Consider the following 12705-nt stretch of genomic DNA (forward strand, 5'->3'; position numbering starts at 1 on the left):
ACGCCCTCTCCTCTTCCCGTTGCGCCCCAGACCCGGGAAAGTCTTCGCCATCTCCCCTTTGGTGAGCCAATAGGCAAATAGCGAATCCGACTGAACGGCGCAAGCGAACCGGAGCCCGCATCGCCGGTGCCGGCAGCAGCCTCAATGTTTGCCGCTAACACCCGCCTGCGCAAAGGTTGCCATGCCGGAATGGCAGGCGGCCGCCGCCTTGACGATGCCGGCGGCCAGTGCCGCACCGGTGCCTTCGCCGAGCCGCATCCCGAGCGCCAGAAGCGGCGTCTTGCCAAGCATCTCGATCGAGCGCAGATGCCCGGGTTCGGCCGAGACGTGGCCGATCAGGCAATGATCGAGCGCGGTAGGATTTGCGGCTTTGAGAATCGCAGCCGCGGCAGTCGCGACATAACCGTCAATCAGCACCGGAATGCGCTCCATGCGGGCGGCAAGAATAGCGCCGGCCATCGCTGCAATCTCGCGCCCGCCGAGCCGCCGCATGATCTCGAGCGGATCATCGAGATGGTCGCTATGCAGCGCCACTGCCTTTTCCACCGCCGCGATCTTGCGCTCCAGCATGTCGCCTTCAGAGCCGGTGCCGGGCCCCACCCAATCGCGCGCCGAACCGCCATAGAGGGCATAATTGATCGCAGCCGCAATCGTCGTATTGCCGATGCCCATCTCGCCGATGCAGAGCAGATCGGTGCCGCCGGCGATTGCTTCCATGCCGAAGGCCATGGTCGCGGCGCAGTCACGCTCGGACAGAGCCGCCTCCTCGGTAATGTCGCCTGTGGGATAATCGAGTGCCAGGTCGAAGACTTTCAGGCCGAGATCATAAGCGACGCAAATCTGGTTGATCGCCGCGCCGCCGGCTGCAAAATTCTCGACCATCTGCTGCGTCACCGCCGGAGGAAAAGGGGTAATGCCGTGCCTGGTGACGCCGTGATTGCCGGCGAAGATTGCCACCAGCGGCCGGTTGACGGCCGGTGAGCGACCGGTCCAGGCGGCGAGCCAGAAGGCAATTTCTTCGAGCCGTCCGAGCGCACCCGGCGGCTTGGTCAGCTGCGCATCGCGTTCGCGTGCGGCCACCAGCGCGCGGGCATCCGGCCCCGGCAGGTCGCGGAGCAGGGTACGGAAATCGTCGAACGGCAGGCCTGAAACGCTCATCTGTGCGGTATTCCTATGAATCGGCTATTCTTGTTTTCACGCAAACCACTTGTTTGCGTCGAGCAAATCAGCTTCTTTGCGGTGGCTCTCTCTTAAAGCCGGCGAACGAAGCGAACAACACCAAAAGCGCCGCCGGGGCCTTCGGCAGAACGAAACAGAATGAAGATCAAGGATTATGCGGTCGATACCGCCCGCGCCGTCGCCTTCCTCAGCCGCCTTCCCATGCCGCCAGCGCTGTTCCACGGCTATGACGGCAGGCTCGGCCGCCTGGTGCGCGCCTTTCCCTTCGCCGGCCTTCTCATCGGCTTTGTCCCAGCCCTCGCTCTCCTCCTTCTTCTAGGCATGCAAGCCGATCCGCTGGTGGCCGGATTGGTCGCACTTGCAGTCCAGGCTCTTGCCACCGGCGCGCTGCACGAAGATGGCTTAGCCGATACGGCCGACGGCATCGGCGGCGGCAAGAGCCGCGAGCAGAGCCTCATCATCATGAAAGACAGCCGGATCGGCACCTATGGCGCCATCGCGCTCATTCTCTCCTTAGCGATCCGGGCAGCAGCGCTTGCCGCCATTGTCCGCCATTCCTCGCCGCTCGCAGCAGTCCTTGCCATTCCCGCCGTCGCGGCGCTGAGCCGCGGCGCGATCGTCTGGCATTGGCAGCGGCTGCCGCCGGCAAAGGCCGATGGCGTGGCCGCCTCCAACGGTCAGCCGGATGAGGCGGCGATGCATTTTGCGCTCGTTTCGGCCGGTCTCCTCGCAGCGCTTTTGATCTGGCCGGCCTTCGGCCTGCAGCCGCTCGTCGCCAGCCTGCTCGCCACCGGCATCGCAGGATTTGCCTGCACCGTCTTCATCCGCCGCCGGCTTGCCGGGCACACGGGCGACACGCTGGGGGCAACGCAGCAGATTTGCGAAATCGCCACTTTTTGCGCCCTTGCGACGGCTCTTTGAAACTCCGATATATCCTCCATGCAAACACCTTGCATTCACGTCTGTTCCATGGTTTCAGCCACCGGTTTTTGCGCCGGATGCGGCCGCACTCTTGAGGAAATTGGCGGCTGGATGACCTATACCGATGCCGAACGGGGCGGGATCATGGCGGTGCTGCCGGCGAGGCTCGCGGCTGCCACAAGGACCCACATGAAATCAAACCTCGCCGAACAGCCGGAGCGGCTCTGATGATCCGTTTGACTGTCTTTCTCGTCGTGATCGGCATCGGCCTTGCCGTGCTGATCCTCAACAATGACGGCAGCCGCATCCTCGGCCTGCAAAGCGACGATTTCGGCCGCGTCGTTTACCTGCTGCCGATCGCGCTGATGCTGTCGGCCGGCATCTGGGGAAGCCGGCGCCGCGTCGGTGAAACCATGCGCCAAATGATGATCTGGCTGGTGATCATCCTGACGCTGGTCACCGTCTATCTTTATCGCCAGGAAGCACTCGGAGTCGGCAACCGCGTGCTCGCCGGCCTCGTTCCCGGCCACGCCGTCGTCGTCACGACGAGCGAGGGCGGCAAGGAAATCATCCTGCACAAGCTGTTGAGCGGCCATTTCGAAGCCGACGTCAATGTCAATGGCCGAACGGTCGAGATGCTTGTCGACACCGGCTCCAGCATGGTGGCGCTCTCGCACGAGGATGCCGAACGCATCGGCATCGATCTCACCGGGCTCACCTACTCGATGACGGTCATGACCGCCAACGGCCGCAGCCGCGCAGCCCCGATCACTCTCGACGAGGTGGCGATCGGTCCGATCATCCGCAACAACGTCGCAGCCAGCGTCGCCGAGGACGGCCGACTCGACCAGAGCCTGCTCGGCATGAGCTTCCTGGAAACGCTAGGCTCCATGCAGATGCAGACCGACGAATTGCGCCTGCGGGATTGAACCGGCGGATTAATTTATCCCCGATCCGCTTTCTGCAGGCTCTCGATGAGGAGCGTCGATAAAAGCTGCGAAAAGCGCTGCCGACAAAGCAAGCGACGCCGATGTCAGTAACATCGCGAACAGCGTCGGAATCGCGCCGGCCTCCCGGAGAAAAAGTCCGGCGATCGAAGCGATCAGCGCTCCGCCGGCGATCGACATGGCGGCGGCAAGTCCGGCAGCGGTACCTGCGAGATCGGCGCGAACCGACATCACGCCCAGATTGGCGGCGGGAAAGGTCAAACCGTTGCCGATGCCGATGAACATGCAGGGTCCGAAAAACGCCAGGACATGCGTAACGCCTGAGATCGACAGGATCAGCCCCAGCAGCAGGCCCATGCACGTCGACAGGCGCGCAATGACAAGTGTGGTGCCGAGCGATTTCCCCGCCAATCGGGCAGCGATATAACTGCCGAGAATGAACCCTGCGGGAACCATTCCCATGAAGAAGCCCAGTTTCGCGCTCGATCCGCCGAACGAACCAACGGCCAGGGATGCGCCGCCGAGGAAGATATAGAGAGTGCCGGTGGAGCAGGCCATGCACAGCGTATACGTCCAGAACCGTGATGAGCTGAGAAGCTGCCGATAGGAAGCAAAGTAATTGCCTCTCGATCTTGAGGCGTGTCCGGCCGTTTCCTTCAGCTCGCGCATGGAGATGGCGAGGATGGCTGCGCCAAGCAGCGCCAGAGCGACGAAGATCGCCCGCCACCCAAACGCTTCATCCAGAACGCCGCCGAAGCTCGGACCGAGCATCGGCGCGATGGCCCATCCCATGGCGGCGTGGCCGATCCTGTTGGCGGCCTGGCGGTCACCCGCCGTCTCCTTGATGACGACGAGGGCAACGCAGAAGCAGGCGGCGATCGACGCCTGCATCACGCAAAACAACAGGAAAACACCGATATTGGGAGCTAACGCGCAGCCGATCGACGCAACGATGAAAATGGAAACGGCGATCAGCGCAACCGGGCGGCGGCCGTAGCGATCCGACATCGCGCCCGCGATAATTTCCGTCACGGCGTTGATGATCGCATAACCCGCAATCGAAAGATTGACGAGCGCGAAATCGGCCTGAAACGTGATTGCGATGTTTGGCAGCGCCGGCAGATATATGTTGACCGGCAAGACCGAGAGCGCCGTCAGCAGGAGAAGGATCGTGCGTCGGGGCGCCGCTGTCGGTGTCATGACCGTTTTCTCTGTCAGGCGGTTGCCGGGAGTCTGAACGGAATTGTCGCGTGTCATGGTTTTACCCGTCTTGTCAGCGAGATTGTGGGAGAGTCTGACGAGGCGAGGCGCAAATTCAGGGCACAAAAAAAGCCCCGTCAGGAGCTTGATTTACCGCGCATAGGGCCGATCGCCGGATGGTTACACCATCCTGCCCATGCGCGTTATCACCACGACAAGAACCATAGCGATCTTCATGACCGCTATGGCTAGACCAATATTTCCACCTCGTCAACGTGAGGTTTCACCGCCTGTTGGAAATGCAATCCGGCGAACCCGTGCGGCCAATGGCGTAATGCGCACTTTACGGTAACGGCCGGATCTGGCACCTTCGCTCGCAAAACAACAAGACCACAAAGAGCAAGAAGAAACTCCTAGTCTGGTGGCACCCCGCATGTTCGATCGGCCTTCGCCTGAGGCGAAGGCTTGACCTATGAGTGCGACAGGAGTTTCGCGATGAATTCACTCTGGCCGATCGTCATCGGCGGCATTCTGCCCGCCATATTCTGGGGCATTGCCGCCATCTTCCAGAAGCAGAGCGCCATGTCCGCCACAGGCTCCGCCGTCTATCTGATCGTCTTCGGCGCCGCCTGTGCTCTCGCCGGCTTGGTCGCCGCGCTGATCTGGCGCCCCGCTCCCTGGAGCATCGAGGGCCTCGGTTTTGCCGCAACCGCCGGCGCCTGCTTCGCCCTCGGTACCGGCCTGATCAGCTTCGCGCTCTTCGCTTACGGCGTACCCGTCTCGAAACTCGCGCCAATCTGGAGCTGTAACGTGCTGGTGACGCTGGCAATCGGCGCCCTTTACCTCGGCGAAGCCTCAGAGATCAACACACTCAAGCTCGCCGCCGGCACCCTCCTCATTCTCTCAGGCGCTCTCCTCGTCAACAGCGCCTGAGGGGAAAGGGCTTCGCCGAAAATAGGTCGCTGCCTTACAACAAGCGGAACCGCAATACCGAAGTCAGACTCGCCTAAAGATGTCGGCCGTAAATCGCCGGCTGGAAAAATCGATGCGCGATCGCGAACCCCTGAAGGAACAGGGATCAGACCAGCAATAGATGCGCAGCTCACCCCCTTCAAGTCCGAATACACTGTAATCGAGAGATGGACGGCGGGATCGGCATGGTCGACAAGCTCGCAAGCAACATCCGGGACGTATGATACCTCAGCAGAGATCGGCTCGTGTTGCCCCATGACCACGGCACAAGTAACTTTGACGGGTGCTGCGGCGTCGTGCGACCTGCTTTCTTGTGGATTTAAGCAGAGGAGCGTGGCGATCGCGAAGAATTCAAACACGCTGCTGATGATCATCCCTTGCCCCCGCGGTCGATGACAGCAACGCTGGAAATTTTCCGTGTTAAAATTGCGGCGCGTCCTCATTGCCGCTCGGTCCTCTTTGTTTGTATTCTGCGCCTGCGCAATGCCGGAACCAGACATGACCCCACGACAACTGAAGACATTCCTTGCGGTCATCCGCCACGGAAACCTCACGCGCGCCGCTTCCGAGGTCAACCTCGCCCAGTCGAGCCTCAGCGACCAGATTCAGGCGTTGGAAGAGGAATTGGGCGCCGAGCTCTTTGTTCGATCCCGGCAAGGTGTCGTCCCCACGCCGGCAGGGGCAGCTTTGAAGGCCTATGCGGAAGAGATCTTGGCGCTGAATGGCGAGGCGAAGGACGCGGTCCGCTCGGCCGCCGGCAACGCCGAACAATCGGTCATATTGGGCACGCTCGAAACCATCGCCGCTGAAAGGCTGGCGCCCTGGCTCTCCAGATTCCGTCGGCAGAACCCTGGCCTTGCTCTCAAACTCAAGGTTGGCGGCAGTGGCGAGTTGCATGCGCATTTGCAGCACGGCTCCATCGACGTCGCCTTCACTTTCGATCGCGGCCATGAGGACGAGCGGTTCGCGACGCGCCATATCTGCAGCGAACCGCTGGTGTTGATCGCGGGCCACAACTCGCAGCTATCCTCATTTGATAGCCTGGCGGCGCTGAGTACCGCACCCTTTGTTGCGACTGAGGCAGGCTGCGTCTATCGCCATCTGTTCGATACGGCCTTTGCGGAAGCGGGCGTGACGCCGCCGCCCATTGCGACGGAAGCAGACAGTATTGCGACGATCATTCGCCTCGTTGCCTCCGGCACCGGCTATGGGCTTGTCCCGCGCCTCGCGATCGGGTTGTCTCCGGCGCGTGGCGAAATCGTCGAATTGTCGTGGCCGGGCAAACCGCCAGCCGCTTCGCTGGTGATGACGTGGCGGCGCCGGCGCGTTCAGCCGCCTGCGCTCGCCCTTATCCTGCAGTCAGCAAGCGAAAATCTCTCGCAGGTCAAACCAGCCGATGTCCACCTTCGACGTGCAGGATCGTGCCTGTAGTGAAGCCGTTGCCGATGAGAAAACGGATTGCGTCGGCAATATCCTCCGGCTGCCCGACCCGGCCTACCGGCAGGCGCTCCGCCATCGTGTTCAGCGTCGCATGCTTGGCGTCGCCGGCGACAAAGCGCCAGATCGGCGTATCGACCCATCCGGGTGATACGGCGTTGATACGGATGGGCGCCAACTCGACGGCAAGCGCTCTCACCAGGCCTTCGAGCGCCGCGTTGACGGCTGCGACCACCGCGCCACGCGCCGCCGGTCGATAGGCGGCGACCCCTGAGGTGTAGGTGATGGATCCCCCTGGCGGCAGGCCGATGGCGCCATGCTTCGCCAGAAGCAGCGGCCCGTAAAGCTTGCTTTCGACCACCCGCTGCGCCGCCGCAAGCTCGATCGACGGCAGAAGCTGATAAGCGCCGTCGATATTGGCCGCCGTGCTGACGATATGATCCAGTGGTTCGCCGTCCTGAAACAGCGCGGCGACCTCCTCCTCGCGGGTTATATCGACGGCACGCGTCGCAAGGTTCGGATGATCGCCGAGGTGGCGGCGGGCTGCCGCGATCTTCTCCCTGCTGCGCCCCACGATCGTCACCGACGCTCCCTCGGCAAGCAGGCGCATGGCAAGCGCCAGTCCCATGCCGGAACTGCCGCCGACGATCAACACCTTCACACCTTCAATCCTGATAGCAGTCATCTCGCATCTCCATTCGAATGAGACAGCAGATGCCCGAGACCGCAGCGGAAGAAAAACGGAAGAAATCGATAGCGTCATCGGAGTTTCCGATGACCACGGTCAGTGTCAGTTGCGCAGCCGGTAACCGGTCTTGAAGATCCAGCCGAGCGTGCCGAGGCAGATCGCCAGGAACACCGTGATCATCGCCAGGCTGGTCGCCGGATTGACATCGGCGATCCCGTAGAAGCTCCAGCGGAAACCGCTGACGAGATAGAGGACTGGATTGAAGTGACTGACTGCCTGCCAGAAGGGCGGCAGCATGTTGATCGAGTAGAAGCTGCCGCCGAGGAAGGTCAGGGGCGGCACCACCAGCATCGGAATAAGATTCAGCTGCTCGAAATTACCGGCCCAGATGCCGATCATAAAGCCGAACAAGCTGAAGGTGACGGCCGTCAGCAGGAAGAACAGGATCATCATGAAAGGATGCTCGATCCTGACGTCGACAAAAAGATTGGCAGTCAGCAGGATAATGAAACCGATGATCATCCCCTTGGTCGCCGCCGCCCCGACATAACCGAGCAGGATTTCCGTCATCGCCACCGGCGCCGACAGCACCTCGTAGATCGTGCCGGTGAATTTCGGGAAATAGATGCCGAAGGAGCCGTTGCTGATGCACTGGCCGAGCAGCGTCAGCATGATCAGGCCGGGTGTGATGAAGGCGCCGTAGGATACCCCCTCCACTTCCTGTATGCGGGAGCCGATCGCCGCGCCGAAGACGATGAAATAGAGCGATGTCGAAATTACCGGCGAGATCACGCTCTGCAGCAGGGTGCGGCGCGTGCGCGCCATCTCGAAGAAATAAATCGATTTGATTGCTTCGACGTTCATTTTGCCGCTCCCACCAGCGCCACGAAGATGTCTTCGAGCGAACTCTGCCGCGTCGAGAGATCCTTGAAATGGATATTGTTCTCGCTCAGCCGGGTTAGCAGGGTCGCGATGCTCTCCTGCTCATTATCGGTATCGAAATCATAAGTCAGCCGGCAGCCATCAGCTTCCAGCGTCAATCCGTTGCCGGCGAAGCAGTCCGGCAGCCGCTCGAGCGGTTCGATGAGATCGAGAATGAGCTGCTTGCGGCCAAGCTTGGCCATCAGCGCCGCCTTGTCCTCGACGAGCAGCAATTGCCCGCCGTTGATGACGCCGACCCGGTCGGCGATCTCCTCGGCCTCTTCGATGTAATGTGTTGTCAGGATGATGGTGACACCGGAAGCCCGCAGCTGCTCGACGACATTCCACATATCCTTGCGCAGCGTCACGTCGACGCCGGCGGTCGGCTCGTCGAGGAAAAGGATCTCCGGCTCGTGGGAGAGCGCCTTGGCGATCAGCACACGCCGCTTCATGCCGCCGGAGAGCTGGCGCAGCATGTTGTCCTTCTTGTCCCAGAGCGAGAGCGCCCGCAGCACCTTCTCGATATGGGCGGGGTTGGCCTTCTTGCCATGCAGCCCACGGGAAAAGCTCACCGTATTGAACACTGTCTCGAACTGATCGGTCGTCAGTTCCTGCGGCACAAGCCCGATCATGGAACGCGTGGCGCGGAAATCCTTGACGACGTCGTGACCGGCGACCAGCACCTGCCCCCCGCTCGGATTGGCGATGCCACAGATGATCGAGATCAGCGTCGTCTTGCCGGCGCCGTTCGGTCCGAGCAGCGCCAGAATCTCGCCCTTCTCCACGTCGAGGTTGATGCCTTTCAGGGCCTCGAACCCATTGGCATAGGTCTTGGTCAGGTTCTGAACGGAAATAATGGGGGCCATGCGGAACTCTTAAGGATTCTCGAAGTATTTCGGCCCGCTATATAGTTCGTCTGTGACGATTTGACATCCTTCGGGAACGTGAACACTGCATTCACGCAGCGCCAACACCGTTACTGGCGACGACGGAGTCACCCGCTGGAGATATGGCCAAGATGCCAGCTTTTCGACTATCATCGCAATGACCAACCCGGGGAAAAGAAAGGTAACAGCCGGTTCGGAATGTCATCATACGGTGATCTTGATGCCCGATAAGAGAGCCGAGGCAAGCACCGGCATCCGCCCCGCCGCCCATCCCTTTGCGGAGCCGTTTTTCGGCGTTTTTGTTGCGCCCTTTACCGCTGCCTCGGCTTGTAGTGAAAGTTATTGTTCAGTCACGAAGTGCTTGGAGCCGGCGAGTATCCCCTGTCCAGCCGCGTTCGTCTCAGCCGGCCGCTGCGCCGGCTTTCTTTTTATCAGTTCCGCGTAGCCGAGCCACCCTCACAACTCCTCGTAATTAAACCAATCAAAATCCGCGACCTTTCCCCGCCCCGACGTGTCGAAGGCAAACAGGCCGGCGAAAGCGCCGGTGAAGGAGCCGTGTTCGCCGCGTCCACCCTCGTCGGAGATCATCCCGGCGTCCAGCACCGGGCCGATCGGCTGCCAGGCCCCCTTGCCTTCGGTCTGCCAGAAGAACTGCAGGTCGTTCTCGCGAATCTCCATGGCGAGCTGTACGCGGCCCTCGGCGGCGATCGCCACCCCGCTTTCAGCCGGAAAGCTCAGGCGTCCGTTCGGATAGTCGCCATTGCAGGAAAGGATGGTGACGCAGCGGCCGAGTGTTTCATGCAGCGTGACGGCGAGCGCGTGGAACTTGTGGCGGTTATAATAATGTGTCAGCCCCGCGACCTGCTGATAGGTGTCGGGCGAAAACTCGATCACCGTCTCGGCGCGGAAGCTGTGATGCTCCTGCCGGCGGGCTACCAATGCCTGTTCGAACCAGGAACCGATGCTTTCGCGCCCGATCAACCGGAGATGGCCCGGACGGTCCGTCTGGTTGAAGATACGTTGCGGCTCGGGCGTGCGCAGCCACTGGAAATCAGCCGGCAGCGCCGTACCATCGAAACTGTATTCACTGCGCATCGGATTTTCCACCGGCGCAGCACCAAAAAGACTCGGCACATCGACATCAGGCACGCAAGTTCCATTTTCGAGATAGAGCCAGTCATCGTCGCGCCAGACGCATTTCTGCAGGCTCGTCTCGCGCCCCAGCGTGCAGCGCCGCTTCGGCGGCAGCGGCCGGCCGCAGAGATGGGTGTGATAGGCCTGACCATCCGGCGTCTCGACGTATTGGCCGTGGCCGGCCCGCTGCAGCACCGCACCGGGGTGATCCTTGGAGGTGATGAGATGCATGTTGGGATGCGTCTCATAAGGCCCTTCGATGCGACGCGAGCGTGCCATGGTGACGGCGTGGTCGTAGCCGGTACCGCCTTCGGCAGTCGTCAGGTAATACCAGCCGTTCTTCTTGAAGAGATGCGGGCCTTCGACGAGGCCAAGCGGACTGCCGGCAAAGATGTTCTTGATCGGCCCCTTCAGCGCCTTCGCTACCGGGTCCCATTCCTGCAGCAGGATCCCATCGAAGGCGGGCGATTTCGGTGAGCCGCCGAAGCTTTCGGTGCGGTGGTTCCACTGCATGTTGACGAACCACTTGCGGCCGTCATCGTCGTGGAAGAGCGAGGGATCGAAGCCGGAGGAATTGACATAGACCGGATCGGACCATTCGGCCTCGATCGAAGGCGCGGTGACGATGTAGTTCGGCGCATCCTTGAAATTGCCGTCGAAGCGCTTGACGTCGGTATAAACAAGCCAGAACTGCCCGTCGGCATAGGAAAGGCACGGCGCCCAGATGCCGCAACTGTCAGGGTTCCCCCGCATGTCGAGTTGCGACCGCCGCTCGAGTGGCCGGCGCACCAGCGTCCAGTTTACCAGATCGCGTGAATGGTGGATCTGCACGCCGGGATACCACTCGAAGGTGGAGGTGGCGATATAATAATCCGCGCCGACGCGGCAGATCGACGGATCGGGGTTGAACCCGGGCAGGATGGGATTGCGGATCATAGTTGCGGCCTCCTCCTAGATTATTTCTGTGGTACGTACGTCATACGGGCCAAGATAGCTCACTTCTCGCCCTCATTCCTGTGCTTGTCACAGGCATTCAGCCGCCGCGCGTCCGTGCGGCGAAGGGAGTCCCTTCAGCCCAAGGACTTGGGATGGCTGGATCTCTGTGACATCCCTCGGGGATGCCTGAGTTCACAGAGATGAAGGAGGGTGTGGCAACCAACTGCCCGAACTCCGGGTCTTAAATTTCCCCGACCTTCCCTATTCCCGCTCCGCCGACTTCGCCCAGAGATTGATGTCCGCCTCGCGTGCGTAGACGTCGATCTCGGCAAGTTCCTCGGCCTTGAATTCAAGATTATCCAGTGCCTTGACGCAATCGATGATCTGTGACGAGCGGCTGGCGCCGATCAGAGCCGAGGTCACGCGGCCGCCGCGCAACACCCAGGCGATCGCCATCTGCGCCAGCGTCTGGCCGCGCCTTTCGGCAATCGCGTTGAGCTTGCCGATATTGTCGATGATCGAGGGACGGATGAAGTCGCGCTTCAGGAAATGGTTCTGGGCTGCGCGGCTGTCGGCTGGGATACCGCCGAGATACTTCGTGGTCAGCATGCCCTGGGCCAGCGGCGAGAACACGATCGAACCCATGCCGACTTCGTCAAGCGTATCGAGCAGCCTGTCGTCTTCGACCCAGCGGTTGAGCATCGAATAGCTCGGCTGGTGGATCAGGCAGGGCGTGCCGAGATCCTTGAGAATCGCGGCCGCTTCGCGGGTGCGCTGCGAATTGTAGGAGGAGATGCCGACATAGAGCGCCCGGCCGGAGCGGACGATATGGTCGAGCGCGCCGCAGGTTTCCTCGAGCGGCGTGTCCGGGTCGAAACGATGCGAATAGAAGATATCGACATAGTCGAGGCCCATGCGCTTAAGGCTCTGGTCGCAGGAGGCGATCAGGTACTTGCGGCTGCCCCATTCGCCATAAGGACCCGGCCACATGTCGTAGCCGGCTTTCGAGGAGATGATCAGCTCGTCGCGAAGCCCGGAAAACTCGGACCGCAGGATCTCGCCAAAAGCGGTCTCGGCGCTGCCGGGAGGCGGGCCGTAATTATTGGCGAGGTCGAAATGGGTGATGCCGAGATCGAACGCCGTGCGGCACATGTCGATCTTGCGATCATGCGGCGTGTCGCCGCCAAAATTGTGCCAGAGACCGAGGGAAACGGCCGGAAGCTTCAGGCCGGAACGGCCCGTGCGGTTATATTTCATCTTCGAATAGCGGTCTTCGGCCGGCTGCCAGCTCATCTGAAGGTCTCCTGAACCTGTCTTAAATTGCTTCCCCTTCGTATCCGCCCTAAGTGGCGGCCGAAAGCAAAAAACGTGTGGCTTGTCCCGAGGATCTACTGAAAGCGCGGCAGATCCTCGGGACAAGCCCGAGTATGACGAGACTATTGGAACAACCGCGCCGATACGGCAAGCGCACGGCGCGGGTCTC

General features: G+C 61.3%; 12 protein-coding genes. 5 read left to right on the forward strand and 7 right to left on the reverse strand.

Translation table 11 applies throughout. The features are described from left to right. Positions 1-141 precede the first annotated feature (141 nt). Entirely contained in the window at positions 142-1158 is a 1017-nt protein-coding gene (gene cobT, locus GGI60_RS01020; RefSeq protein WP_183913332.1) for a nicotinate-nucleotide--dimethylbenzimidazole phosphoribosyltransferase, read from the reverse strand. Between the two features lie 159 nt (positions 1159-1317). Here cobT and GGI60_RS01025 point away from each other — a divergent pair, with 159 nt between their 5' ends. From GGI60_RS01025 to GGI60_RS01035, 3 genes are read left to right on the forward strand one after another with little or no spacing between them, the layout of a single operon-like run. After that, a complete protein-coding gene (locus tag GGI60_RS01025) occupies positions 1318-2100 on the forward strand; it encodes an adenosylcobinamide-GDP ribazoletransferase (RefSeq protein ID WP_183913330.1) in 783 nt (260 codons plus the stop codon). A gap of 18 nt (positions 2101-2118) precedes the next feature. Continuing rightward, positions 2119-2328 carry a DUF1289 domain-containing protein gene (locus GGI60_RS01030; RefSeq protein WP_183913328.1) on the forward strand — a complete coding sequence of 70 codons (210 nt, stop codon included), beginning with the start codon at positions 2119-2121 and terminating at the stop codon, positions 2326-2328. Continuing rightward, positions 2328-3029 carry a TIGR02281 family clan AA aspartic protease gene (locus GGI60_RS01035; protein ID WP_183913326.1) on the forward strand — a complete coding sequence of 234 codons (702 nt, stop codon included), beginning with the start codon at positions 2328-2330 and terminating at the stop codon, positions 3027-3029. Before GGI60_RS01030 ends, GGI60_RS01035 begins: the two co-directional genes overlap by 1 nt. A 9-nt stretch (positions 3030-3038) precedes the next feature. Here the strand turns inward: GGI60_RS01035 and GGI60_RS01040 are convergent, their stop codons facing one another. Continuing rightward, complete coding sequence (locus GGI60_RS01040) at positions 3039-4304, reverse strand: MFS transporter (RefSeq protein ID WP_183913324.1); 1266 nt, start codon at positions 4302-4304, stop codon at positions 3039-3041. 438 nt (positions 4305-4742) lie between these two features. Between GGI60_RS01040 and GGI60_RS01045 the strand changes: the two genes are divergently transcribed. Both GGI60_RS01045 and GGI60_RS01050 read left to right on the forward strand, forming a co-directional pair. Further along, complete coding sequence (locus tag GGI60_RS01045; RefSeq protein ID WP_183913322.1) at positions 4743-5180, forward strand: EamA family transporter; 438 nt, start codon at positions 4743-4745, stop codon at positions 5178-5180. A gap of 537 nt (positions 5181-5717) precedes the next feature. Further along, positions 5718-6650: a LysR family transcriptional regulator gene (locus tag GGI60_RS01050; protein WP_183913320.1), complete on the forward strand. Its 933-nt coding sequence runs from the start codon at positions 5718-5720 to the stop codon at positions 6648-6650. On the opposite strand, the gene GGI60_RS01055 is transcribed toward GGI60_RS01050, so the two are convergent. From GGI60_RS01055 to mgrA, 5 genes are all read right to left on the reverse strand, one after another. Beyond that, positions 6604-7341, reverse strand: a complete 738-nt coding sequence (locus GGI60_RS01055) for an SDR family oxidoreductase (protein ID WP_183913318.1) — start codon at positions 7339-7341, stop codon at positions 6604-6606. The genes GGI60_RS01050 and GGI60_RS01055 overlap by 47 nt on opposite strands. A gap of 105 nt (positions 7342-7446) precedes the next feature. Beyond that, positions 7447-8208, reverse strand: a complete 762-nt coding sequence (locus GGI60_RS01060; protein WP_004678436.1) for an ABC transporter permease — start codon at positions 8206-8208, stop codon at positions 7447-7449. Continuing rightward, entirely contained in the window at positions 8205-9131 is a 927-nt protein-coding gene (locus tag GGI60_RS01065; RefSeq protein ID WP_183913316.1) for an ABC transporter ATP-binding protein, read from the reverse strand. The genes GGI60_RS01060 and GGI60_RS01065 overlap by 4 nt, the downstream gene beginning before the upstream one ends. Positions 9132-9608: 477 nt before the next feature. Beyond that, on the reverse strand, positions 9609-11222 hold the full coding sequence (locus GGI60_RS01070; RefSeq protein WP_183913314.1) for a glycoside hydrolase family 43 protein: 1614 nt from the start codon (positions 11220-11222) through the stop codon (positions 9609-9611). Between the two features lie 261 nt (positions 11223-11483). Then, positions 11484-12515: an L-glyceraldehyde 3-phosphate reductase gene (gene mgrA, locus GGI60_RS01075; RefSeq protein WP_183913313.1), complete on the reverse strand. Its 1032-nt coding sequence runs from the start codon at positions 12513-12515 to the stop codon at positions 11484-11486. Between the last annotated feature and the right edge of the window lie 190 nt (positions 12516-12705).

The sequence above is a fragment of the Rhizobium lentis genome (genome assembly GCF_014200175.1).
Classification (GTDB): domain Bacteria; phylum Pseudomonadota; class Alphaproteobacteria; order Rhizobiales; family Rhizobiaceae; genus Rhizobium; species Rhizobium mulingense.